Origin of the sequence: Phormidium sp. CCY1219 (genome assembly GCF_035615515.1) — a bacterium.
GTDB lineage: Bacteria > Cyanobacteriota > Cyanobacteriia > Cyanobacteriales > Laspinemataceae > CCY1219.
In genome coordinates this window covers 1-26393 of record NZ_JAJENT010000270.1, presented here as the reverse complement: position 1 = coordinate 26393, position 26393 = coordinate 1, and the positions used below count along the sequence as shown (strand labels likewise).

The 26393-nt window shown below is 50.1% G+C and carries 20 protein-coding genes and 1 pseudogene; 9 read left to right on the top strand and 12 right to left on the bottom strand.

Annotated features, from left to right (window positions below):
- Positions 1-47: 47 nt before the first annotated feature.
- Complete coding sequence (locus tag LKK83_RS03565) at positions 48-3242, top strand: PAS domain S-box protein (RefSeq protein ID WP_324629480.1); 3195 nt, start codon at positions 48-50, stop codon at positions 3240-3242.
- A 10-nt stretch (positions 3243-3252) separates the two neighbouring features.
- On the opposite strand, the gene LKK83_RS03560 is transcribed toward LKK83_RS03565, so the two are convergent.
- The 5 genes from LKK83_RS03560 to LKK83_RS03540 all read right to left on the bottom strand — a co-directional run bounded on the left by LKK83_RS03560 (position 3253) and on the right by LKK83_RS03540 (position 6773).
- Complete coding sequence (locus LKK83_RS03560) at positions 3253-3702, bottom strand: SRPBCC family protein (RefSeq protein WP_324629478.1); 450 nt, start codon at positions 3700-3702, stop codon at positions 3253-3255.
- 133 nt (positions 3703-3835) lie between these two features.
- On the bottom strand, positions 3836-4024 hold the full coding sequence (locus LKK83_RS03555; RefSeq protein ID WP_324629476.1) for a CPXCG motif-containing cysteine-rich protein: 189 nt from the start codon (positions 4022-4024) through the stop codon (positions 3836-3838).
- Between the two features lie 223 nt (positions 4025-4247).
- Entirely contained in the window at positions 4248-4670 is a 423-nt protein-coding gene (locus tag LKK83_RS03550; protein WP_324629474.1) for a hypothetical protein, read from the bottom strand.
- A gap of 128 nt (positions 4671-4798) precedes the next feature.
- Positions 4799-6430 carry a B12-binding domain-containing radical SAM protein gene (locus tag LKK83_RS03545; RefSeq protein WP_324629473.1) on the bottom strand — a complete coding sequence of 544 codons (1632 nt, stop codon included), beginning with the start codon at positions 6428-6430 and terminating at the stop codon, positions 4799-4801.
- An 88-nt stretch (positions 6431-6518) separates the two neighbouring features.
- A complete protein-coding gene (locus LKK83_RS03540) occupies positions 6519-6773 on the bottom strand; it encodes a SemiSWEET transporter (protein ID WP_324629472.1) in 255 nt (84 codons plus the stop codon).
- A 612-nt stretch (positions 6774-7385) separates the two neighbouring features.
- Between LKK83_RS03540 and LKK83_RS03535 the strand changes: the two genes are divergently transcribed.
- Entirely contained in the window at positions 7386-8756 is a 1371-nt protein-coding gene (locus LKK83_RS03535; protein WP_324629471.1) for a CHAT domain-containing protein, read from the top strand.
- Between the two features lie 44 nt (positions 8757-8800).
- Here the strand turns inward: LKK83_RS03535 and LKK83_RS03530 are convergent, their stop codons facing one another.
- The 5 genes from LKK83_RS03530 to LKK83_RS03510 form a co-directional block, all read right to left on the bottom strand.
- Positions 8801-9790: a sensor histidine kinase gene (locus LKK83_RS03530; protein WP_324629470.1), complete on the bottom strand. Its 990-nt coding sequence runs from the start codon at positions 9788-9790 to the stop codon at positions 8801-8803.
- A gap of 56 nt (positions 9791-9846) precedes the next feature.
- Positions 9847-10605, bottom strand: coding sequence for a hypothetical protein (locus LKK83_RS03525; protein WP_324629468.1), 759 nt, complete (start codon positions 10603-10605; stop codon positions 9847-9849).
- 238 nt (positions 10606-10843) lie between these two features.
- Positions 10844-11803 carry a DUF362 domain-containing protein gene (locus tag LKK83_RS03520; RefSeq protein ID WP_324629467.1) on the bottom strand — a complete coding sequence of 320 codons (960 nt, stop codon included), beginning with the start codon at positions 11801-11803 and terminating at the stop codon, positions 10844-10846.
- Between the two features lie 142 nt (positions 11804-11945).
- Positions 11946-12266, bottom strand: a complete 321-nt coding sequence (locus LKK83_RS03515; RefSeq protein WP_324629466.1) for a hypothetical protein — start codon at positions 12264-12266, stop codon at positions 11946-11948.
- 156 nt (positions 12267-12422) lie between these two features.
- A complete protein-coding gene (locus tag LKK83_RS03510; RefSeq protein ID WP_324629465.1) occupies positions 12423-13838 on the bottom strand; it encodes an aspartate ammonia-lyase in 1416 nt (471 codons plus the stop codon).
- 138 nt (positions 13839-13976) lie between these two features.
- Between LKK83_RS03510 and LKK83_RS03505 the strand changes: the two genes are divergently transcribed.
- Together LKK83_RS03505 and LKK83_RS03500 are read left to right on the top strand one after the other, a co-directional pair.
- On the top strand, positions 13977-15158 hold the full coding sequence (locus LKK83_RS03505; RefSeq protein WP_324629464.1) for a tetratricopeptide repeat protein: 1182 nt from the start codon (positions 13977-13979) through the stop codon (positions 15156-15158).
- Positions 15159-15356: 198 nt separating this feature from the next.
- Positions 15357-16415, top strand: a complete 1059-nt coding sequence (locus LKK83_RS03500; protein ID WP_324629463.1) for a tetratricopeptide repeat protein — start codon at positions 15357-15359, stop codon at positions 16413-16415.
- Positions 16416-16497: 82 nt separating this feature from the next.
- Here LKK83_RS03500 and LKK83_RS03495 read toward each other — a convergent pair whose 3' ends face one another.
- A complete protein-coding gene (locus LKK83_RS03495) occupies positions 16498-16803 on the bottom strand; it encodes a WGxxGxxG family protein (RefSeq protein ID WP_324629462.1) in 306 nt (101 codons plus the stop codon).
- Between the two features lie 486 nt (positions 16804-17289).
- Complete coding sequence (locus tag LKK83_RS03490) at positions 17290-17499, bottom strand: hypothetical protein (protein ID WP_324629461.1); 210 nt, start codon at positions 17497-17499, stop codon at positions 17290-17292.
- Between the two features lie 460 nt (positions 17500-17959).
- Between LKK83_RS03490 and LKK83_RS03485 the strand changes: the two genes are divergently transcribed.
- The 5 genes and pseudogenes from LKK83_RS03485 to LKK83_RS03465 all read left to right on the top strand — a co-directional run.
- Positions 17960-20380: a sucrose synthase gene (locus tag LKK83_RS03485; RefSeq protein ID WP_324629460.1), complete on the top strand. Its 2421-nt coding sequence runs from the start codon at positions 17960-17962 to the stop codon at positions 20378-20380.
- A gap of 1143 nt (positions 20381-21523) precedes the next feature.
- A complete protein-coding gene (locus tag LKK83_RS03480) occupies positions 21524-24931 on the top strand; it encodes a Calx-beta domain-containing protein (protein WP_324629459.1) in 3408 nt (1135 codons plus the stop codon).
- Positions 24932-25117: 186 nt separating this feature from the next.
- Positions 25118-25681 (top strand): peptide deformylase, encoded by a 564-nt coding sequence (gene def / locus LKK83_RS03475; RefSeq protein ID WP_324629458.1) that lies wholly within the window; start codon positions 25118-25120, stop codon positions 25679-25681.
- 110 nt (positions 25682-25791) lie between these two features.
- Complete coding sequence (locus tag LKK83_RS03470; RefSeq protein ID WP_324629457.1) at positions 25792-25995, top strand: hypothetical protein; 204 nt, start codon at positions 25792-25794, stop codon at positions 25993-25995.
- A 237-nt stretch (positions 25996-26232) separates the two neighbouring features.
- Positions 26233-26393: pseudogene (locus LKK83_RS03465) on the top strand (photosystem II q(b) protein); the annotation flags it as partial.

Here is a 26393-nt window from a genome sequence, read left to right as displayed (position 1 = left end):
CCGCGCGATCGTGGAACTAAAGCTAATTACACGGAAAGGGGGATCCGATGATGAACTGTCCGCTAGATTTGCAGCAATGTCAAGAAACATTAACCCATTGGAAGCAAGCCCTAGATAACGCAGCGATTGTCAGCGAAACTGACAGCGAAGGACGACTGCTGGCGGTGAATGACAAGTTTTTGCAAATTTCCGGGTACGATTTGGAGGAACTTTTGGGCCAAACTCATCGAGTGGTGGGTTCGGAATGTCACCCCCCGGAGTTTTTCCATCAAATGTGGGAAATCCTGCGTCAAGGACAGCTGTGGCGCGGAGAAATTCAAAACCAACGCAAAGATGGCTCGCGGTATTGGGTGGACACGACAATCACGCCGATTGTGAATCCTGGCGGAATCATTGTCAAATACATTTCCATTCAATTTGATATCACCCGACGGAAACAAACCGAGGCGAAACTTCTGCAAAGCGAGGATCGGTTGCAAAAATTGGCGGCGAATGTGCCGGGAATGATTTATCAATTTGGGTTGCGCCCCGATGGCACTTCCTATTTTCCTTATATCAGTCCGAGGTGTCGTCAATTCTTTAAACTCGACCCGGAGGATCTCAAACACAATGCCGCAATTCTAACCCAGATGATACATCCCGATGATTATAATACCTTCGAGGAATCGGTGGCGGTGTCTGCGTCAACCCTACAACCTTGGCATTGGCAGGGTCGATTTGTTTTGCCTTCGGGGGAGGTGAAATGGTTTGAAGGGTGGTCGCAACCGGAGAAACAAGGCAATGGGGATATGATTTGGGATGGAATATTGCTCGATATTACCGAACGAAAAACGGCTGAAGAAGCCCTGCGAAAATCGGAACAAAAATTAGCGCTGCACGTGCAGCAAACTCCGTTGGGAGTCATTGAATGGAATTTTAATTTTGAAGCGATCGCCTGGAATCCGGCGGCGGAAAAAATTTTTGGCTATAGCAAAAGCGAAGCGCTCGGACGTCATGCGGCAGGATTATTGGTGCCAGAAAGTGCCCGAGAGCATGTAAACCGCGTTTGGACAGATTTATTGAAGCAAAAGGGAGGGAAGCGCAGTACGAATGAGAATTTTACAAAATCCGGAAAGAGTATTATTTGCGAGTGGTATAATACGCCATTAATCGATCCGGAAGGGAACACGATTGGGGTGGCGTCTTTGGTGCAGGATGTGACCGATCGCCAGCGCGATCGAGAGGCGCTCAAACAGGCGAAAGAAGCGTTAGAATCGCGGGTGGAGGAACGAACCGCGCAATTACGACAAGTGGTGGATCGCCTCCAAGGAGAAATTGCCTCCCGGGAGTTAGCAGAAGCGGCGCTACGGGAAGCGTCAGCAAAATATCGCAGCATTTTTGAAAATGCAATTATGGGGATTTTTCAGAGTACCCCAGAGGGCAAGTATATCGGCGCGAATCCCGCCCTGGCGCGGATATACGGGTACGAGTCCCCAGAGGAACTCATCGCCGCGATCGCCAGTATCGATCGAGAACTGTATGTGGATCCCAATCGTCGGGGGGAATTTATGACGGCGATCGCGCGATCGGATCGGATTTCTGAATTTGAGTCGCAAGTCTACCGCAAAGATGGCCGAATTATCTGGGTAGCTGAAAATGCTCGCATCGTGCGCGATGCCCAGGGAAATGTGCTATACTATGAAGGCACGGTGGAAGATATCACCAAGCGCAAACTTGCCGAGGCGGCGTTGCGGCGATCGGAGGAACGATTGCAAGAAAAAGCACTGCGCGAAGCACTCCTCAACCAACTCACGGAACAGATTCGCCAGTCTTTGGATCTCGATCGGATTCTGGAAACGGCGGTGGCGGAAATTCGCGAGTTGTTGCAAATCGATCTGTGTTACTTTAGCTGGTATCGTCCCCAGGGAAATGCAGCGGGGTCAAGGGGTGCCGCTGTGCAGATTTGGGAGTCGGTAAAAGAAGCGGGAGATACGGATATTACCCGGTTTGAAGAGATTCTCAATCGCAGCGAACTGTGGTCACAACAATGCCTGCAACTGCAAAGCGTTCGCATCGATGATGTGAAGGCGCTAGAAGAGCTGAAATTACAGCAAATTGCGGCGACAATCGGGTTGAAATCCCTGCTGTGTTTTCCCCTGCAAACGCGATCGGGAGAGGTGGGGGCGCTCAGTTGCGTTAATTGTACCGAAGTGCGACAGTGGAATGAAAGTGAGGTGGCGCTGATGCAGTCGGTGACGGAACGACTGGCGATCGCGATCGACCAAGCGGAACTCTACGCCGAATCTCGCGCCTCCGCCCATCGCGCGCGATCGCAAGCGCAGCAACTCCAAGAAGCGCTACACCAACTCCAGCAAACTCAAGCACAACTGATCCAAACGGAAAAAATGTCCAGTCTCGGACAAATGGTGGCGGGAGTTGCCCATGAAATCAATAATCCCGTTACCTTCATTCACGGGAACTTAATTCATGCCACCAACTATTTAGAAGAACTGTTATCGATTTTCCAACTTTATCAACAGCATTACCCCGATCCGGTTCCGGAAATCCAAGCGGAAATCGAAGACATGGACTTAGAATTTACCCTGGAAGATTTTCCCCGCGTCCTCGCTTCCATGAAAATGGGGTCGGAACGAATTCGGCAAATCGTGTTGTCCTTGCGAAATTTCTCCCGCCTCGACGAAGCGCAGATGAAACCCGTGGATATTCACGAAGGCATCGACAATACTTTACTCATTTTACACCACCGCCTGGGAGACATTCAAATTATCAAAAACTTCGGTAATTTGCCCCCGGTAGAATGTTATGCCGGCCAACTCAATCAGGTCTTTATGAATATCATTGCAAATGCGATCGATGCAGTAGAGTCATTCGTCACTGGTCATTCCTCATCACTAACAAGTTCAAACGACCGAGGACAAATGACCAATGACCAAGGACAAATGACCAATGACCAAGGACAAAAAACAATTCTCATTAAAACCGAAGTCATCGACGAGCATTCGGTAGAAATTCGGATTGCAGACAATGGACCGGGAATGACGGAAACGGTCAAAAATCGCTTGTTTGACCCCTTCTTTACCACCAAAGCGGTGGGGAAAGGAACCGGACTGGGGTTATCGATTAGCTATCAGATTATTGTGGAGAAACATGGCGGTACTTTAGAGTGTTTCTCCACTTTGGGACAAGGAACGGAATTTGCGATCGCTATTCCGATAAAGGCAAATAAAGCGGCAAAAATATAAATTTTAACCGTTACAAACGGGCGCATTCTCGTTGCGTCACTTCGTGGCGATAGCGAAACATATCTCGCAGGCGTGCGTCTACAAACCACCCGATGAGGGTTTCCACCATCCACCCCCCGGGAATGGCATAGTCGATCGCATCGATCAGGCGGGTTTTGCCATTTTCGGGGATAAATTCATGGCGATGCGTCCACTGTTCCATCGGTCCGCTGTCTTGTACGTCGATAAATAAGCGGTTTTTTTCGCAGGCGGTGTGACGCGCCACCCATTTCACCGGGAACGGTCCTAAAAAAATCTGAAATTCGGAAATGGCACCCACGTCTAACCCGCCTTCGCGACGGATCGCGCGCACCGGTTGCCAGGGTGGGGTGAGCAATTGCAAAATATCCTCTCTTTCGTGAAAGTTCCAGACCACTTCCACTGGGGCATCGATGAGACTGGTGTATTTAAAGTGCAGCATGGGCGAAATTGATTTTCATCTCGTTTGCGGGTCTTTATCGATTAAATCATGTTTGGTGAATGAATTGCACCGGAAGAATTTGCATCGGTTTGCTCTGAGTAATTGTCGTCTGGATGGAGAAAACCCACTTAAATTAACTTTCGGGTTCGCTGTGGATTTGGATGTCTAGGGTATCTTCGTCTAGGTAAATAAATAACAGATTAGGCTGACAGCAGACTTGGCAATCTTCGACATAGGATTGCTGAGTTCCGGCGCTGAGGTCAATAAAGGTAACATTGGGTTCGCCGCAGTAGGCGCAGCAATATTCGGCGGTATTTTGCATGAATGGAGCAGATGAGATTTACTGGGGGATATGATAACTTATTCGATAAAATAATAGCTGTAAAAAAATTAGTCCGCGTCGGCGGACTTCGTTTGGCGAGGTGCGATTTCAATCCCCCGCATAAAGGTTGCAAAAATAAGCGGCGATCGCCAAAGTAGATGCAGCGGTAAAATTGCGCGATCGCCGCTATTTTATTTCAGCATAACCAGAATTCGCTTAGTGCTTAATACACCCAATCTTCTTGCAGCAGGGTATTCCCTTCATAAATGCTGAGGCTGGCCCCGTTAACAATGTAGGTGTATATGCCATTTTCTGCCACATAGCCGGTGCCTTCTTCCACATAAGCGGGGATGGTGATATAGCCACCATTTGGGCCTTTTTCGACCCCATGATAATAGAGGCCATCGCCTTCACAGATATAGATCCAAAAGTTGTCAGTTTCGAAGAAGTCTACCATCGGCATTCCGCCGGCGCGATCGGGGCAATACTGTTGTTGCGCCAGTTCTAGGGGCATTTGGCGGTGGGTTTCAGGGGAGGGTTGCCGCGCCGAGTTTGTCTCCACAACTGCACCCACAGCCGGAGCAAACAATAAGGAGGCACCAGCGCCCATGAGGGCGATTTTCCAGGAATTTTTGTTTCGGGTCATGGGAATCAAGAAGGGTTAAACCCATCGAGAGTTCTACCCCACTGTTCTAACACCGAAAATTTGGAATGGCATCTGGTTTTTAACATTCCTTAATGTTTTTTGTCCCGATGGGCAATTTAGGTAGTATTTTAACTTATTTTCTCGGCGGAATTAAAATAACTGGTGGCCTCAGCGAGATGTTTTTTAAGGGTAGAAACGGGTAAGGGACCTTGGATGTGTTGCCAGGGAAGAATTTGCTCTGGCGACCAATTATTATAGACATAGAAATCTAGGTCGGGAAGTTGTCCGCGCAGTTGCTTGAAAGCGCGGCGATAACTGCCGAGGGTTTCACCATAATGACGCACTAATTCGAGCAGATGGGACAAGCGGCGATCGCCCCGAGAAATCAGGGCTTGAATCACGGACCAGTTATAACTTTCCGGGCGAAAATCAATGCCGCTTTTCCCCAATTCTTTCTTGAGTTTTTTCAGGCGTTTGTCCGCTTGTGGGTTGACACCAAACCACTGAAATGGGGTGTGGGCCTTGGGGACGAAGGTACTGCATCCCAGGGTGAGGCGCAAACCGGGGGCGGCTTTTTTCAGCGATCGCATCATTTCCACTGTCGCTTGTAAATCATCTGCGGTTTCTCCGGGAACTCCCGCCATCCCGTAGAGTTTTAAGCCGGATAATCCACCCGCTTTGGCATTCACGGCGGCTTGCATAATGTCATCGGTTGCCAATTTTTTGTTAACGATTTGGCGAACTTTTTCCGAACCGCTTTCCACGGCGATGGTGAGGGATTTCGTCCCCCGATTTGCCAGAGTTCTTGCCAGTTGTTCGGTCACGGTATTGGTTCGCACTGAAGCAATGCTCAAGCGCAAATCATCAAATTTTGATTGCGTCAAATAGTCTAATAACTCGCTAAATTCCGGATGTTGCGTCACCGAAGCGCCCAGCAATCCGATGCGATTGGTCACCGTTAATCCTTTGGCGATCGCCGGAATTAACGAGGCTTCCATACTCGCCGTTCTAAACGGTAACGTAAGATAACTGGCCAAACAAAAACGGCACATTTCCGGACAGCTTCGCACCACTTCTACCATGAAAATATTCGGCCAAGCGGCGTTTTCCGTCACCACCGGGGAAGCAGATAGGGTATTGCCGCGATAGGTTTGTTTCGCCACCGTGGCGGGAATTTCGGCATCAATCGGTTCGATGGATTGGATTTCCCCATCCGCACTTTGGTAGCTAACGTGATATAAACTGGGAACATACACCCCCGGCACCTGGGCCAGATGGCGGAGTTTCTCGGTTCGCGTGGCGTGGCGGACTTGTTTGTAAGCCTCGATAAATTCATCGAGCAAATTTTCCCCATCGCCGAGTAAAATAATATCGAAAAAGTCGGCAAAGGGTTCGGGATTTGCGGTCAGCACTGGCCCCCCGCCAAAAATTAACGGATGCCCCGCCCGACGATTTTGCGATCGCACGGGAATATCCATCGATTCCAACAGTCCCAAAATATTGACATAATCCAGTTCCCATGATATAGAAAATCCCCACAATTCTAAATCGATCGGTAAGGGTTCCTGTACGTCGGTAAACAAACGGCTGACTTGCAAATCCCCCCGGGAAGCAAGGGTTGCCCAAACAATTTGATAGCCAAGACTGGTAATCCCCACGCTATATTCATTGGGAAAAGCGTACACCAACCCAATCGCATCGCTATCGGGAATTGCGGGGGAAAACAGCAAGCGTTCTTCGCGAAACATAGAATCAGTCATGGGAAAAATTACAATAAAACAGCAGAAGAATTGGTCATTGGTCACTGGACAAACGACCAACGACAAATGACAAATGACACATACCCCCTCATTTGTATTTCACCTTAAACCATAAAATGGTTGCGGCTAAAACAAAGGTCACTAAGTTCGCTGCAATGATGGGGATATCGCGGTTAAAAAGGCCATAAACCAGCCAGAGAAATACGCCAGTACAGAATAACAAAAATGTGCCTAAGGAGACATCTTTGGTGGATTTGGATTTCCAAGTTTTCAGGACTTGGGGCACGAAGGCAATAGTGGTGAAGGTTCCGGCGAGCAATCCGATGGCGGTAACGAAGGTCATGGTTGGAAGGGGGGTTGAGATGCAACAAAATGGATTGATTTTATTGTAGAGGATTTTCGGAGAAAATCGCCTCCTGGACGAGTGTTTTTTCCCTGGGGGGTTGCTGGGGGCTGACGGTTGGGGTTGGACGAGGGTTTTATACTTGTGGGCGGCCAGGTTTTTCGTGAGATAAGTTGTGCCTTAAAGGGATAGGGCGCGGCGGTGGGATTGAGTTAAGAAACAGCCAGCAGAGGAAGGAATTTGAGGTTTGACAAGCAATGAAAACCAAGGAGGTCGCGATTGTGAATCCGCTTTGTAAAGTTGCGTCAATTGCCCGAAAAGCAGCGGCAAATCTGATATAATGAAAAAGTTATAAAATGTAAAAACCGCTAGCTTTTCGGGGGATGCGACAAAACTGACTCGAGTCATCGGCGCGATCGCGGCAAGGAGGGTACGCCAAAAAAAACGGGGTAAAAAATCAGGCGAGGGAAGGGTGAAACTCCTCTCTATTGTGGAAGAGAAATCCAGTAGAATAGATGCGATCGCCATTCTTCTAGATTGAACTTGCGCCATTATGCATGGGTAGCGGCAACTTCAGGGGAACCGAGCGATACTGAATTAGGGGCAAAAAGAATGAATGTTTTCTTGCATGAGGGGCAACCGGATATTTATCGAGGCTTTCAACGAGTTTTGGTGATTCAGCACCGAACCGAAACCGCATTGGAAGTGGCAGAACAGGGGCGTGCTAAAGCGTTTCAGCATCTATTGGCGACCCATTTAGCGCCAGAAGTGAACTTACCCCCCTGGGTCGATCCGCCGAGTATTTATGAAATCAAACAAATTGCCAAAGCTGAAAATGCGACCTTGGTGAGTTATTCCCTGCTGTACGACTACAATCAATTCTATCAGATGTCGCGGTTTCGGCTGGGGTTTAACTATCTCTACGCCTATGCTACAGATTTGTACGTTTGGGTAGTAACGCCCGCCGGAAAAGTCACGTTTCAGCAGGTAGACTTGCAACATTTGTGGCACAAAAAAAACACCTCCATTTCCGCCATTGTTCGCAGCGTGCGCGAGTTAATTAATGTCGGAGAAAGTGAAGCGCATTCGATGAGCTATCGCGAGCAACTGCAGTTTCTCTATCAATTGCTCATCGAACCGATCGCGGATTTATTGCCCAAAGAACAACACCATCGCGTCATTATTATTCCCCAAGACTTTTTATTTTTAGTTCCTTTTGCCGCCTTAATCGATTGCCAGGGAAAGTATCTGATCGAAAAACACACCCTCTCGATCGCCCCAGCGATTCAAGTATTAGAGTGGACGAACAAGCTGCGTAAACAGCAAAAACCGCAGAAACAACAGGGCGAAAACGGGCATAAAGCAACTCGCGACTCCTTAATTGTTGCCAATCCGAAAATGCCGCAAATTTGCCTAGAATTTGGCGAACCCCCGGTGCAACTGCTACAGCTTCCCCGGACCGAAACCGAAGCTAAAGCGATTGGCGAATTGCTGCAGACGGTGCCTTTAACCGGCGATCGCGCCACCAAAGCCGCCGTACTCGAAAAACTGCCCACCGCCGACATCATTCATCTTGCCACTCACACCTTTCTCGACGATACAGAAGTTTTGCAATGCGCGATCGCCTTGGCCCCCAGTGGCAAAAATAATGGCTTACTCACCCTCGGCGAAATCCTCAAATTGAAATTAAACGCGAAACTGTTGGTTTTGAGCGGTTGCGATATCAGTCGCAGTCACATTTGGGGGGATGGAATCGTGGCATTATCCCGTGGCTTTATTGCTGCTGGCGTACCCAGTTTAGTGATGTCTTTATGGTTGCCTCATCCCGGTTCTAACGTCAAATTTATGAGGCAATTTTATCACCACTACCAACAAAACGGAGACAAAGCAAAATCCCTGCGAATGGCAATGCTCGATACCATGCAAGCTTATCCCGAACCCCGACATTGGGCCGGATTTATGCTGATTGGAAAACCAGAATAATTGGCGAAATTTCGAGGCAATTTCGATGTTTTTTCCGCCCCACTTTAAGGAGTCAAACCGGATTCACACTCGGAATTATCCGGTGGAATGGGAATCGAAATCCGAAACTCCGTCCCCTCACCCGGTGCAGAAACGCAGTGTAATTGACCGTGATGTTTTTCCACCACCACTTGATAGGCGATCGCCAATCCCATGCCGGTGCCTTTTCCCACGGGTTTGGTGGTAAAAAAAGGGTCAAATATTCGTTTCTGAACCTCTTCCGGGATACCCACGCCATTATCGCCGATCGCGATCGTCACCCACTGGCGATCGCGCAATTCCGTGCGAATCCGAATTGCTGCATATTTCCTTGCACTTTCCCCTTGGCGGTGGATTTCTTCTAGGGCATCGATCGCATTGGTCAGGATATAGAGAAAAACCTGATTTAATTCCCCCGCAAAACACGCTACTGGCGGTACATTCCCGAATTCTTTAATAATGTTAATCTGCCCTTTTTCCAGGCGATCGCGCAAAATCAACAGGGTATTTTCCAATCCCTCGTGAATATCCACCGCTTTCATCTGCGCCTCATCCAACCGCGAAAAATTTCGCAGAGACAAGACAATTTTCCGAATGCGATCGCTTCCCCCTTGCATGGAAGAGAGCAAATGCAGCAAATCTTTCTGGATAAAATCCACATTCATCTCTTCCGACACCGCTTGAATCTCCCCTACCGGTTCGGGATAATGCTGCTGATATAACTGCAGCAGATAAAGCAAGTCTTCCATATATTCTCTAGCGTAGAGAATATTTCCCGAAATAAAACTGATGGGGTTATTAATTTCGTGAGCCACCCCCGCCACTAATTGTCCCAAACTGGACATTTTTTCGCTCTGAATTAACTGAGCTTGCGTCCGCTTTAAATCCTCCAGGGTTCGTTCCAATTTCTGCGCCTGTTCTAGTGCCGTATCTTCAAACACTTCCAGCAATTGTTCCAACGTCGCCACCTGGGATTTTAGCCGTTCGATTTCTTGATTTTTGCTGTTATTTTTCACGCAGAGTCTCCTACGATTGTCAAAATCCTTGGCACAGTTGATGGGAGTGCAAATTGTCAGGTGGGCAGTACAGAGCTGACAGTGGGAGGATGAAAAATCGTTTCTCCCACAAAAGGCAGCAGGGATAATTTCGCACTGAGGGCAAGGGGTTTAAATAAATTGGCAGTTTCGCGAGGAATGTGGTGTTTGGAGAAGAGAATAATCGCAAACAGGTCACAGGAAGAGGGCAATAACCCGCCAAATCCCAACACGGATTTAATGCCAAACGGAATCACAAAATCCCGTTGCGCCGGAATGTAAGGACTGCCCACCGCTTCTCCCACATAAAACACATTATAATTTTTCTGTTCCAGTTGCATGAATAATTCCGGATCCGGTTCGATTACAGTATCAAACTGCAAGCCAAACTGAGCGATAAGCTGGGAAAACATGGGAGATTTAGCGGCGATCGCTTGATTGGGCAGGGGAATGGCTTTATAATTTTGCGAAAGCTGTCGGTGGTTCCATGCGGGTCTTTCGCCCACCGTCGCCAGGAGGGTCAAACATTTCATCATTGGCGTACAAGGTTCCCCCGTCAACTTTGCCCGAACAAACTGGCGCAATTCCTCTGGTAATTTTTGATAGGGATGGGTTTTGAAAAAGCGCACTAAGGTACAGCATTTTTCCCCAGTGGCGGTATCTACTAAATTTTGATAGAGATAATCCACGATCGCATGGGCAACTTCTTCCATATTGGTTTTATCCTTGCCCAATCGCCGTAACGTCGCACTACAGGCGATCGTGTCACTCAGTCCAAACCGCGTTAAGTCATGCATTCCGTTTGCTAAATCCAATCGTTTTCTCAGACAAAGGTGGGACTTTTTCTAATTATTGCAAATAATTCTCAATTTTTCAATCGCATCTTGCCACTGGATGTTCGCGAAACCGCCGGCGAACCGATTTGTGCCCCGCCTTACCCCACCGATGGGCAGTATTCTCAGCCGGGAGTTAAAATCATTTCCAGGGGTGCTGTGAGTCAGTGTGGGTTGGCGAACCAACCCACCCGATCGCTACTTACCGTTTTGCATAAGCTTTCATCGGTTCTTTAATAAAGCGAATGTACAAATGCCGGAAAGTAGATTTCAGGACCCGAGGCATGCCAAAATCAATGGGAACCAAAGCCTCGGGTAATTTCCAATCCGCCACTTTTAAATCCACTGGGCGGGCGTGAGGAAAGGTAATTTCTGACAATTCCGGACATACACCCAAGCGCATCGAAGCTGCAGCAGTGGGCACCAAATGTGGTTCTACCCCGAGCAATTCTAACAAGGCGCGATCGCAGGCAAACACATCAGCAGAAGCGGCCAAAATGCCCAAATTTCGGGGTTCGCCGCCACTCGGTCCGTTGCCTTCGTGACCGATAATGCCATCCACAATCGTCAAATTCGGGTTCAGCGATCGCGCGGTTTCCACCAGCATTTCACCAAACCGATTTGCATCTTTCCCCGCTTCCATATGCCACCAGGCTTTCATTTTTCCCGGTACGCAACCAAACAGATTTTTCACCCCCAGGGTCATAGTTAACTGAACGTGAGATTTTACCTTCGGTAAATTAATCAAAACATCCGCTTCGATTGCCTCTTTTGAAAGCAACAAATGATTAAAATTATCTCCCACCGTTTCATAACGGTTGCCGTGAAATTCCACAATGGGCAGATTCAATTCTTCCACCAATTCTTGATAACCATTAGCGAAAGCAACGCCTTTAGCGCTACCAAATGCCGGACTATCTCCCAGAAAAGGCTTTCCGCCCACTTCTTGCACCATTTGAGCAATGCAGTAGACGATTTCCGGGCGGGTAACGCATTCTTTGGTCGGACGCGAACCGGTGAGCAAATTGGGTTTGAGCAGCACCCGATCGCCCGGTTTGACGAAAGCCGAAATGCCCCCTAATGGCTCGAGAAGCGTTTCTAAAGAGTGCCGCAGCGATCGCAGTTCGTAAGCATCGGCACGAATTAAACTAACCGTAGACATAGCAGTGAAGTTTCCAATCCAAACAGTTTACAATCCAGTAGTAGTTTGTTATTGTACCTTGCAATTGTAGGGGCATGGCGGTATGCCATACCCCTACAGGAGAGAATAACGATTCCGTGAATCTTTGCGGAGGGAAACTCCCTTAACCATTGACCGGTAATCGTCCAGCAGCGCCGCGCTGCATGGTTGTCACCCGCTCAACATTGGCAAACACCCCTTTCCCTTGATAGCCGGGAACCGGGGGCTTGATTTCCACTTTTACCACTTTAGCGGTACATACCGACACGGTTTCATCTATCAAATGAAAGATTAACCAAGGTTGCTGTAACATTTCGGGAAGTTGCTGCTGGAATTGCTGTGCTGGCAAGGGAATTTTAAACGAATCGCTGTGACCGCTTTCGTAATAAAAGGTCACTTCGGTAGAACTTTGAGCCTGCATTGAGGCAAATGAACCTCGGGCCATAATTGCACTCCTAATATTATCGACGATAGGTGGGATTCCGAGATGACGGAACCCGCTCCCTTCACTCTAACGCCTCACAGAATTAAGAATTAAGAATTAAGAATTAAGAAAAGATAAATTCTCAATTCTCAATTCTCAATTGTCAATTTTCAATTTTCAAATCGTGCCTGGACGAGCGCTCATTTTCTGCAAATCGAGAACCCGGGAGAGTTCTTCTTCATTCATCAGACCGCGATCGAGGACGATTTGGCGCAGGGACTTGCCGGTTTCGAGAGATTCCTTCGCAACGGCGGCGGCGTCGAGATAGCCGATGTGCGGGTTGAGGGCGGTGACGAGAGCCAAACTGCTTTCGGCGTATGCTTCGCAGCGATCGCGCTTGGCGGTAATATCCGGGAGACAGCGATCGCTGAGGGCTTGAATGGTATTGCCCAGGATTTCAATGCTGTGGATGAGATTGTAAGCAATCAGGGGCATCATCACATTCAGTTCCAACTGACCCGCTTGTGCGGCCAAAGCGATCGCGCTATCATAGCCCATCACCTGGAAACAGACCATCGAAGTCATCTCCGCCATCACCGGATTGTACTTTCCGGGCATAATCGAGGATCCAGGTTGAACCGGCGGTAACTGAATTTCCTTCAGGCCCGTATTCGGACCGGAGTCCATCAAACGCAAATCGTGGGAAATTTTCACGCAATCTTGGGCCAAATTGCGTAATGCGCCGGACATATTCACAAACGGACCCATGCTTTGCATCGCCGCCATCAAATGTAAAGCCGGTCGTAACGGAATGCGAATCAAGCCCGAGAGGACATTCACCACGCGATCGCGATACTGAGGGTGAGTATTTAACCCCGTCCCCGTAGCACTCCCGCCGATGCCGAGAATCGTCAGTTCTTTCGCCGCCGCTTCCACGCGGATGACATGTTCGGTAAGGATTTGCGCCCAAGCGCGGAAAGATTCCCCCAGACGCACCGGCACTGCATCTTGCATGTGGGTTCTGCCAGATTTAACCACATCGTGGAATTCACTAGCTTTACGATCGCAAATCGCGATCGCATCAGCCATCGCCGGATAAAGGTGACGCTGCAGTGCCAGCAAACTGCCGATCCGAATGGCTGTAGGAATCACATCATTAGTGGATTGACCGTAGTTTACCGCATCGTTGGGACTGACGCGCTGGTAATTGCCTTTTTTGTCTCCGAGTAGTTCCAGGGCGCGATTCGCCAGGACTTCATTCACGTTCATGTGATGGGAGGTGCCCGCCCCAGCTTGATAAACATCCACCACAAATTGGTCGCGTAAGGAACCCTCGAGGATTTCATCCGCCGCGCGAACGATCGCATCCCCAATGTCTTGCGGGATGCAGCCGAGTTCCGCATTGGCGATCGCCGTTGCTTTTTTAATCAGCACACAGGCATCCACATAGGTTGGCAGGGGTTTAATCCCGCTGATGGGAAAATTTTCCATTGCCCGCAGGGTTTGAATGCCATAGTACGCATCGGCGGGGATTTCCCGTTCTCCCATCGAGTCGCGTTCGGTTCTGGATTGTAAGTTGGGTTGGTCGCTCATTCTACTGTTTTTTCTGCCCTTTGTTTCACATCTTTTGATGACAATCAAAGTAATTTTACCGATCCAAGTGAGGTTTTCTCGCAGTATCCTAATTTTTAGGAGGGAGCGAAGCGATTTTCCAACCACCACAGATAAGCTATGAATCAAGTGATGTCGATTTACGAAAGACCCCTAGAATGCCGACCGGATAGCTACTGGGAATGGTACCAACTCGGCAGCGCCATGCGAGATATGCGTCGTTACGAAGACGCCCTTGCCAGCTATGACAGAGCGTTAGAGTATCAACCGCAAGATTATTGGACCTGGTATCAGATTGGCAACGTTTTGGATGAATTGGGGCGATATGAAGAAGCAGTTGCCAGTTATGACAAAGCCTTGCAAAGTAGGCCAAAAGACTATTGGGCCTGGTACGAAAGGGGCGGCAGTTTGCTCAAAAGGCAATGTTACGACGAAGCGATCGCCAGTTACGATCGCGCCTTAGAGATTCGCCCCGAGGATTACTGGGCCTGGTACGAAAGGGGCAACACCCTGGGGGATGCCAGTCGCTACTTGGAAGCGGCGCAAAGCTATGAAACGGCGATCGCCATTCGACCCGATGATTTCTGGGCCTGGTATCGTCGCGCCGACGCCTTAAACTTTGCCGCCCGGTATGAAGAAGCTGCCATCTGCTACGATCGCGCCGTGGAATTGAAACCCGACGCGGCGCGGGCCTGGTATCGCCGGGGAAAAGTGCTCGATTTGCTGGGAGATTCCCTAGGGGCGATCGCCAGTTACGATCGATCCTTGGAACTCGACCCCGAGGATTATTTCGTCTGGTACGATCGCGGGATCGCCCTGCAGGATTGCGATGCCCATGCCAAAGCCGCTGCGAGTTACGAACAAGCCAGTTTGTTGAGGCCCGAGAGTTATTGGGTGTGGTATCAACGGGGCAATGCCCTGCGTCACCTGGGGCGTTATGATGAAGCGATCGCCAGCTACGATCGCGCCTTGGAGTGTACGCCGGATTGGCAACACTGGGGAGAGGAATACGAACGCTTAACCAGTTGGGTGTGGTGTTCCCTGGGCATAGCTTTGACTCAGTTGCAGCGGTATGATGAAGCGATGAGGAGTTTTCAGAAAGCCCTGACAATTCACCACCAAGATCCGGAAATTTGGTACGAACAAGGGCGCTGTTATGCCCGACAGGGGGAAACTGAGGGGGCGATCGCCTGTTTGCAAGAAGCGATTTATATTCATCCGGATGAATACCGGGCGATCGTGGCACAAAATCCGGAGTTTGAAGGGTTGCGCGCCGACGAGCGATTTCGGTCGTTGATGTAAGGATTAATTGAATTTTATTTTATGATTGAGCGATCGCCCCTGGGGTGAAAATTTGCCCGATTGTCTCCCCAAAGCCGCACCACTCCCCTGCTGCTTTTGGGGAATGCCCCACCGGGAGGGGGATATCCAACCATCAGGAGTCTCCTTGCATCCGCTTGTTAAGATAACGTCAACACTGCGATCGCGGCAAGTCCCCCCATGACTCATCCCAATTATCCACCCGTGGAAGACGAACCCGAGGAGTATATCGCCTTGACGAACCAAGGCGTCATGCTCGTGGCACGAGGCGCGTATGATGAAGCAATGGCCAGCTTCGATCGCGCCCTAGAGTTAAAACCAGATTATTTTGCCGCGTGGCACGATCGCGGCAATTTATTGTTTGATTTGGGGCGTTATGAAGAGGCGATCGTCTGCTACGATGAGGCGATAAAAAGCCAACCGAATTTGAGTATGCTCTGGGTGGCGCGAGGCAATGCTTTGGGAAAATCAAGGCAATACGAAGCTTCGGTGGCAAGTTACGATCGCGCCTTGGAACTCTCGCCAAATAATGAGTTTGCTTGGTTTAATCGCGGGATTTCTCTGGCTTCCTTGAATCGCGCCTCCGAAGCGATCGCCTCTTACGATAAAGCGTTAGAAATTAATCCCGACAATCACGAAGCCTGGACGAATCGCGGGAATGCCCTGTTCGATTTAGAGCGCTATCAAGAGGCATTGGCCAGTTGGGAAAAAGCATTAGAATTAGAAGAAAATGACCCGATTGCATTGTTTAATCGGGGGTTTTTGTTAGAGACAATTGGGGAATACGAGCGGGCGATCGCCAGTTTTAATAAGGCGTTGAAGCTTCAGCCCAATTCTCCGGATTCTTGGATTTATCGCGGTCACGCAATGGCTTGTTTGGGACAAACTGAAGAAGCGATCGCCTCCTGGGAAAAAGCCTTAGAATTGGCACCGAATGATGAGTGGATCTGGTGCGATCGCGGCGACTTGCTCCAGAATTTAGGACGGTATGAAGAAGCGATTGCCTGTTATGAGCGCTCTATCTCTATTAATCCGCAATCTGCAGAAGCGTGGTATGCGATCGCCTGCTGTTATGCCGCACTCGGACAAGGCGATCGGGTGATGGACAATTTGCGCCAAGCCTTGCGTATAAATGCCGAAGAATATCGCCATCGCGCCTTAGCTGATGCCGGCTTTGATAGCCTGCGTCACTCGGAGCAATTTCATCGCTTAATGCGCGATCGCGAGTCGGATTCATAACCGACAACCGAGGTGACATTCTTTCGCCATTCTCAAATGCCCCGACCCCCAGGTAGGGTGAGCAATGCTCACCCTAGAGGAATTAGCGATAAGTGGAGCGCGTGCCAACTCCTTCTCGCTCTCGAGCTGGATCGGCATAAACGGTATGTTCCTCATGGCGTTTTTTACCGCCGAGACCCGCTAAACCGAGCAAACCGAATAATCCGAGTAACCCCCAAGCACCCCAGTTATCGTTGTCTTCATATTCTAGTTCGGCAACTTCTTCTCGCGGGGTTTCATAAACATCATCTACCTGAGCCGATGCCGGCAGGTTGAAAGGCAAGAACGCCAAACTAGCGCCGAGAACTCCAGCACTAATAACCTTGGAAAATTTATTGGTGAGTTTCATAAACCTATTTAAGTTCCTGAATTGTTTTGCTTGCTTTTAATTTTAAGGAATTGGTTACAGAACAGACATCAATCTGAAGAAAGATATTGGAACGGTGGGGAGATTATCTCTGAAGAAATAGGCCCAAAGAAAGACGCCGGGATTTGGAAAACTAAGGAATGGGTTGTGCGATCGTTTCCAGACATCGGGTTAGGTGCGGGGGGTAAAAGCTGCCGAAATTTATCCCTCTGTGGGAAGACAAAGCCCGGAAAAGCCACTACCCTGGATTGAGATTGCCGATGGAGGGCGATCGCCTTTGCAACCCCTTGCGATTTCGGATCGACCTTTGCTAGTGCGGATATTTTCGAGCAGACCCCAGGCAAAACATGCCTCGTCATCAAAACCGCCGAGGGAAAGGCAGGGAAAACCCAAGGAATTCCCGGGAAGGGGAATCGGTGGAACACTTGCGCCCTTCGAAAACACACTGCCTGATGAGCGCGCCGACACCTACGCCGAAGGCGGCGAGGAAGGAAACCCACAGGAGGCGAGGGAGGATCGTCGGGATTGAGGGGCGGCGAAATGCCACAGATGCGGACAATACAGACTGACAACCGCTGCATCATGGTGGGGGTTTGAGCGATCCGCGATCGCTTCGGCGTCGGCATCAGCTTTCGGTACCCCATTTTCGCGCAACGGAGAAACAATCGAGGGATCCAAGAGAAAAAATATGCTCGATTGGCAGGGAAAAAGATGTAATCCACCCAATTAATTGGTAGAGTAGTTGAACAGGAGGAATTTTGCGTCCGCGAGACCCGGGGCAACCGAAAGCACGCCCGGTGAGAAGAAGCAGGCGTGAATGCCAATCCGGCAATCCCGGTCGATATCTAGTGGAGCAAATTGATTTGCCCTGAGCCAGTGGTTCGAACGAAATATTAACCGATCGGGTTGGAAGAGTAGTGCCAGGGAGCTAACCGAAGGAGTAACGGGAAATCTGAGACTAATTGAGCCGTTTATCCGCTAGTTTGGGCAGAAATACGGACAATTTTATCAAGGTTTGTAAACGAAGTGGGTAGCGATCGCGTGCAATCTTCCCCCAGAGGAAGAGGCAATCTATGCACAGATTGCCCTTTAATTTGTGTGAACTCTTATCGTCTTGTTGTGCAGCAAAGGAGTTGGAATGTCCGACCTGATTAAGTCCGTCCTAAAATGCGATGAAAAAATCGATCTGCGCCAGTTTATCAGCGAATTACGCGGCTCAGACCAGCGGTATTTTCTGCGAAATGATATTGTACGCGCGTTTGCCGATTACTGTAGCCAACATGAAAAGGCGGGATATTTTTATAAGTCATCGTATCTTGGCAAACTGATTGACTACACCCAGGAGATTATCCTGGAAGACGAAAGCATCTGCGCGATCGTGCGATCCAAGATTGCCTCGCAGCAAGTGTTTCGGATCTGGGACGATTTAACCGTCGAACCGATGAGCATTCAAGATTTGCTCGACGTGCGCGATCGGATCGTTAACCGCTACCGACCCACAGAAGGAGATGTCCTCGAACTGGACTTCGCGCCATTTTACGACTATTCTCCCACCATTCGCGACCCCAAAAACATCGGCAAAGGCGTTCAGTTTCTCAACCGCTATCTTTCCAGCAAACTGTTCCAAGATGGGCGCAAGTGGCTCGAACTGCTCTATGAATTTTTGAACCTCCATCAATATAATGGGCAGCAACTGCTGATTAACCATCGGATTAAAAATCGGCGGGAATTGTCCGATAAAATTAAAGATGCGATCGCCTTTGTCGGCGATTTGCCCGAGGACAAACCCTACGTCGATTTTCGCTTTCAGTTGCAAGACCTCGGATTTGAACCCGGTTGGGGCAACACCGCCGGTCGAGTGGGCGAAACCCTCGAAATTCTCGACGAACTGATTGACTCCCCAGACGATGCCGTGCTCGAATCGTTCGTCTCGCGCATCCCGATGATCTTTCGCGTGGTTCTCGTTTCCGTTCACGGTTGGTTTGGACAAGAAGGAGTGCTAGGGCGTCCCGACACCGGGGGGCAAGTGGTCTACGTCCTCGATCAAGCGCGCAGTTTAGAGAAGCAACTCGAAGAAGAATTCAAACTCGCCGGATTAGACGTGTTGGGCGTTTATCCGAAAACCATCGTTTTATCCCGTTTGATTCCCAACGCCGAAGGCACCCGCTGCAACCAACGCCTGGAAAAAATACGCGGCACCGAAAACGGCTGGATTCTGCGCATTCCCTTCCGCGAATTCAATCCCAACATGACCCAAAACTGGATTTCGCGATTTGAAATCTGGCCTTATTTGGAAACCTACGCCCTAGACGCAGAAAAAGAACTCCTCGCAGAATTTGAAGGCAAACCCGATCTCGTCGTCGGGAACTACTCTGATGGGAACTTAGTGGCATTCCTCCTGGCACGTCGCCTGAAAGTCACCCAATGCAATATTGCCCATGCCCTGGAAAAATCTAAGTACCTCTTCAGTAACTTGTACTGGCAAGACTTAGAGAATCAATATCACTTTTCCCTGCAATTTACGGCTGATTTGATTGCCATGAATGCGGCAAACTTCGTCATCAGTAGTACCTATCAAGAAATTGTGGGAACCCCCGATAGCGTCGGACAGTACGAATCATACGATTGCTTCACCATGCCCGATCTGTATCATGTGGTCAAGGGCATCGAACTCTTCTCACCTAAGTTCAACGTGGTGCCCCCGGGAGTGAACGAAGCGGTGTACTTCCCCTATACCCGGACCGACGATCGCATCCTCAGCGATCGCGAACGGCTCGAGGAATTGCTGTTTACCCTGGAAGACCCCACCCAAGTGTTCGGCAAACTTGAGGATCCGAGCAAGCGCCCCATTTTCTCGATGGCCCGCCTCGACCGGATCAAGAACCTCACCGGTTTGGCAGAGTGCTTCGGTCAAAGCGAAGCGCTGCAAGAACACTGCAACCTGATTTTGGTGGCGGGTAAATTACGCGCGGAGGAATCCACTGATTCCGAAGAACTCAGCGAAATGCAAAAACTGTACAACATCATCGAGCACTACGATCTGTACGGGAAAATTCGCTGGTTGGGGGTGCGTCTCCCGAAATCCGACTCCGGCGAAATCTACCGCGTCATCGCCGATCGCCACGGCGTTTTCGTCCAACCGGCACTGTTTGAAGCCTTCGGTTTGACCATTTTGGAAGCCATGATTTCCGGTTTGCCCACCTTTGCTACTCAGTTTGGTGGACCGTTGGAAATCATTCAAGACAAGAAAAATGGGTTTTACATTAACCCGACGAACGTGGAAGAAACTGCCGAGAAAATCCTGGATTTCGTTTCCAAGTGCGACCAAAGTCCGCATTATTGGGAGGAAATTTCCCAGCGCGCGATCGAGCGCGTTTACAGTACCTACACCTGGAAGATTCACACCTCGCGCTTGCTTTCCCTCTCGAAAATCTACGGTTTCTGGAATTACACTTCTAAGGAAAATCGCGAGGATTTGTTGCGTTATCTAGAGGCGTTGTTCTATCTGATTTTCAAACCTCGCGCCCAAGCATTGCTAGATGCACACTGGCAACGGTAAGCGATCGCGCATTTAATTTTCATCCCTAGACGGTACTGGCTCCGGACTTCCTGTTCCTTGCCACAAACCATTGGGTGGACAAGCGTCCACCCAATTTTATTGCCGTTTCTCGTCGGCCAACTTCACCACTTTTCTCCAAGTGACGCCGCCAGAACTTTCCCACCTGTTAAGCGGGAAAAATTAGCTGTTTTTCTAGCAACCTATCTCCCAAATCCCATTAAAAAAATAGGATGATAGAGGCTTCTGTATCCGCCTTCAAACAGTGTCAGGTCATCCTCTCTGTCAATTGTTATCCAAACAGGGTACTTTATTCGGGGAAATCGTAAATCTACGAAATCGAAATATTGGCTATTTGTTGTTTTCGGTAAAAATATTTTAATCATCAAAAAATCTATAATATTGTTTGGATTTTATCCCCTGAATTGGCCAGAATACTCTATTTTTTGCAGAAATTTCAAAAAGGATGATTTTGATGAACGGTTCCGGCGACAGATAAAATTTAGAGAAGCAGGTGGAAAGACGCAGACATGCTTTTTCCTGGCGAGCGCCCCCTCGGATCGCCCTAATTTGCCGAAAACCCCAACCAGCCTGATAAGATTTTTCCCTGAGTTGGGTATAATCAACCTCAAGATACTCTGATGAACCTTAGAGTGTCGGCTCTGGGGAAACAACTTCCTTCCCGCTCATCGCTACGGTTATCAAGCTGTAGGGATAGATTTTGTTGGGTCAGTGGGTTAATGGAAGTTAGGGAGTAATTTGGCCATTTTGAATTATGCCCCAAGGTTGTCCGGAGTGTTGAACGAGCGGCAAAATTATTCGATTTTCGTCGATCGCCAACTCAGATAAAGATTCAGTGTAGTTGACACAAGGGTGACAATCTGATGTTCAAGAGCGTTTACAGTTTAGCTGGAATAGATAGAGGTTCCAAATGTTAGGCAAGGGAAACAGTCCGAGGGATTGTTTTCATCTGTAAGCAAGATAGAACGAGTGCATCTCAATGGTAGCGAGCGATCGCCGCTGACCATCGGTTACAAAACGCAAAAGCGGCATCTACCCTCTCTTAAATCGATCCGCACGCGCTGAGAGCCTCACATAAACTTCCCAAGTTGAATTTACGGTTTTGTAAAGTTAGGAGTTCCAAACATGGCAGGGAATAGCGGATCTAATTTATTTGTCAATTTCAATAGCGGGCAAAATCTCAGAGAGCAGATAGAGGAAGAGACCCTCCTAGGGGCGAGAAGCCAACAAGAGCCAGGCATTTTTTTAGATTTATCGCTCCAGGAAATCATTCAAGGAGAAAGCGGAGACGATACCATAATTGGTGCCCTCAGTGAAGATACCATCCAGGGGAACAGTGGGAACGACTCCTTACTGGGAAACACCGACAACGATCGCCTGAGTGGGAACGACGATGACGATACAGTTTATGGCGGTGCAGGAGACGACACCCTAGACGGAGGAGAAGGAAACGATCGCCTGTGTGGCGACTTTAGCAACGATGGCACGCCGCTTCTGGAAGGGTTCGGCAACGATGTTATCTTAGGCGGAGGGGGAAACGACGACATCGACGGCAACCAAGGCAGCGATCGCCTCGATGGCGAAGCCGGCAGCGACACCATTAATGGCGCTGAAGGCAACGATGTAGCGATCGGCGGCACAGGCAACGACCTGCTTGCCGGCGACACTGGAGACGATCGGATATTTGGCGGCGAAGGAGACGATGCGGCATCGGGTGGAGATGGCAACGACGAGATATTCGGCGAAGCCGGCAACGATTTACTCGATGGCAACCAAGGCAGCGATCGCATCGATGGAGGGATAGGCAACGACCTCCTGCGCGGAGAAAACCCAAGCGACCCCACCGCCGACCCCTTTCTCATCGGACTCAACCTCGGCGGTAGTGACGTCCTGATCGCAGGCGAAGGAGACGACACCGCATTCGGCGCACAAGGCAACGACCAAATCTTCGGCAATCAAGGCAACGACCTGCTCTTCGGCAACACTGGCGTTGACCTGATATTTGGTGGTCAGGGAATCGATACGATCTACGGCGGTAAAGACAGCGACGACATCTTCGGCGACCTCGGCAACGACCTCCTCTACGGCGACATAGGCGACGATCGCGTAAACGGCGGCGAAGGCAACGATTTGATTTTTGCCAACCAAGGCAACGACTTCACCAACGGCAACCAAGGCGACGACACCGTATATGGCGGACAAAACAACGATACCGTCCGAGGCGGTCAAGGCAACGACATCCTCTTCGGCGATTTAGGCGATGACTTCCTCTTCGGCGATTTAGGTCTCAATACCCTCACCGGCGGAGAAGGATCCGATCGCTTTGCCCTCGCCCCCGGAACCGGAGACTTTTTGCAAACCGCCACCAACTTCGTCACCGACTTTACCGATGGCGTAGACTTCCTCGAATTTACCCAAGGAACCACCTTCGAGCAACTCATCATCCGGCAAGGCGTCGGCGAAAACGCCAATAACACCGTCATTCTCGACTCCTTAACCGGCGCAATTACCGTCTTGCAGAATATCAACGTCAGCAACATTACCCGAGAAGACTTCCTTCCCCCCGAACCCCCACCGGCCCCGGAACCCCCGGCAGAAGACGGCACCCCCTTACCACCCCCCACCCTCGGACCAATCCCCACGCCACCGCAACAACCGCAACCACCGCAACCACCGCAACCACCGCAACCACCGCAACAACCGGGAACCTTGCAATTTAGTACCGCCACTTACACCGTCAACGAGAACGGCACCCCACAGATTACCATCAGTCGCGTCAATGGTACTCAAGGAGATGTCAGCGTCACCGTCAGCATTACTGGGGGAACCGCTACGGCAGGGGATGACTTTGAAAATACCAATTTCCCCCTCACGGTCAACATCCCCGATGGGCAAAATTCGGCGAGCGTGCCCCTAACCGTCATCGATGATGGTGTCGTTGACGCCAACCCCACCGAAACCGTGGAGTTGACGCTTTCCAATCCCACCAACGGAGCCACTCTCGGGGGCACCACTAGCGCCACCCTGAACATCGTCGATATCGATAACGCCGGGATAATTCAGTTTAACCAAGCCCAATACAGCCTCGACGAAAACGGCGGCACCGTCACCGTAGAAGTGCAACGAGTCGGCGGCAGTTCCGGACAGGTCACGGTTCCGTTAAATATCGGAGCCGGCACTCCCAACGCCACCCGCAATACCGACTACACCGACGATTTACCCGCTCAGATTGTCTTCGCCGATCGCGATGTCTCACCCAAGACCTACACCATTACGGGGGTTGACGATACCGCGATCGAAGGCACGGAAAACATTCAGTTATCCTTGGGCACTCCCTCCGGCACTGCAACCCTGGGCACGCCGAATAGTGCCACAGTCAGTATTTTGGATGATGATGTGCCGACGATTACCGTCAGTGCCGCCGACGATGAAGCCGACGAAGGAGACCCCACCAATACGGGTCAATTTGTGGTGTCCAGCGACCTCGCAGCTCCTGCCGGAGGGATAACGGTCAATATTGCCGCCGGGGGTACGGCAACAGAAGGCACGGACTACAGCAATATCGGCACCAGTGTCGTCATTCCAGCCGGTCAGACGACGGTTAATCTTCCCGTGGAAATTCCGGCGGCGCTTAATGATACCGATGCAGAAGGACCCGAAACCGTGGAACTCACCGTGCAACCCCCCACCAATCCCACGGATTACAACGTCGGTCCGGCACCAGATAATTCGGCCACGGTGACGATTGTCGATGATGATGTGCCTACGGTTTCGATCGCGGCGAGCAATGCCCGACTGGCAGAAAATGACCCTGCCAATACTTCCACCTTGACAGTTACCCTCACCGGGGGCATTACGGCACCCATTACCGTAGACTTGAATTTGGGCGGTTCAGCCACTCAAGGTGACGATTTCACCGTCAGCGGTACCAGCGTCACGTTTAATCCCAGCGATGTGGGTGCCGATGGCACGGCCACCAAAACCTTGAGCGTGACGCCGCAAGATGATGCGGTGCGCGAACCCAATGAAATTGCGCGGTTTCGTTTAGCTTCTGCCCCTGGGGGAGAGTATGCTCTGGCTTCCGAGCAGAATAACCAACAAGCTACTGTCACCTTTTTGGATGACGAAACCTCACAGCTCTTATTCGGGGTTGCCGATCCTCTGGCGTCGGAAGTGGGTGACGATATTACGGGCGCTTTAAATATCTCTCGCTTTGGCGGAAGTGCCAACCCTATCACGGTTAATTACGAGATCGATACCACGGTGGCGAATGCCGCAACGCCAGGGGAGGACTACGACACCAGCAGCCTCCCGGGCTTCGATCCGGTCACCAATCAAGGCAGCGTCACCATTCCGGTGGCTCAAGAGTCGGTGCCGATTACGATTAATCCGGTGGATGATGGCATTGCGGCAGGGTTGCCGAATGAGGCGCTGACGGAATTTATCGTGTTTAACCTCCTCCCGGGGACGGGTTACGAGGATCCCACAGCCATTCCGGCGGCTACGATACAACTGATCAATAATGCCTCGTAGGTTTGCCGGGATTTCTCGGTAGGGGCGATCGCGAAAGCTGATTTAGCTTTCGCGATCGCCCCGAGTTTTCGGATATCCCCATCCCTGAGCCGATGGGGAGAGCTGACGGCAATCGAGCGATCGAGTAAGATCGAAAAAGATAGCAATTATTTTGAACTGTAGCCTGGAACCGCAATCCAAATACCTATGACCTCTTCCATTCTCGTCGAAAAGACAAAGTTAGAACAGCCTCCGCGCGAGATTTGCTATCTCGGCGATCGCGCTTTGCGTCAAAATGCAAAGCGGGTCTCTCGCGTGGATGACAATGTACGCCAATTGGTCAAGGAAATGCTGCAAACCATGTACAGCGCTGATGGCATTGGTTTGGCAGCACCCCAAGTGGCGGTGCAAAAACAAATCATCGTGGTAGACTGCGACCCGGAAAACCCCGCCACTCCGCCGGTGGTGTTGATCAATCCGACGATTAAAAAATTCAGGGGCGACGATACCCTCTATCAAGAAGGATGTCTCAGCATTCCGGGGGTTTATTTAGATGTGAAACGCCCAGAAGCGATCGAAGTTTCTTATAAAGACGATCGCGGTCGTCCGAGCAAGTTAAATGTCAAAGGTCTGTTGTCCCGTTGCATTCAACATGAAATGGATCACCTCACCGGCGTGTTGTTTGTCGATCGCGTGGAAAATCAACTGATGCTGACTCAGGAGTTGGCCAAACATGGATTCTCCTCTAAAGCGGTTCAACCCTTTGCTTAGCTTTGATGCCGATATTCTCGGGTGAAGTTCTTCTGGCTCTGATTGGGTAGGAAACTTCACGCTCCCTGTTGGTAATGTTTCGACGATCACTTCACCCCTCTTGCATTAATATGGCAGTTACTCCGAAAAGTGGACTTTTTCTGGCCGCTTCTTGCATCGCCGCGATCGCAGCCGTGGGTTCGATTTTTGAACTCGCTTCTGGAAATCCGGATCTCGGTACCACGATCGATACCATTATTCTGGCTCTGAGTATTCCTGGCGCTGTGTTGTTTTTCATCGCCGCCGTGCGCGACGCCCAAGCCAACAATAAATAATGTCTCGGTGTTATCCGAGGGCAATCGCTTCCACGGTGGGGACGGGCTTTCTGCTCGTCCCCGCCGTTGTTTAGAGCCACTTTTCCCCGCACTCGCAGCCCGTCCCCCAGCTTTCATAACTATTACTTATCAGACTGATTAAGATTCCTGTGGCTGAAAACCCTTTACAAACCTTAACAATGTCGTTAATATAGGAAACATCATAACCTTGAAAACCAAATAGCAATCATAAGAACTATGACGACCACTTTACAGCAGCGCGAAAGCGCCAATCTGTGGGACCGGTTCTGCGAGTGGGTCGCTAGCACCGAAAACCGCCTTTACATCGGCTGGTTCGGCGTGCTGATGATTCCAACTCTGCTCACCGCCACCGTCTGCTACATCATCGCGTTCGTCGC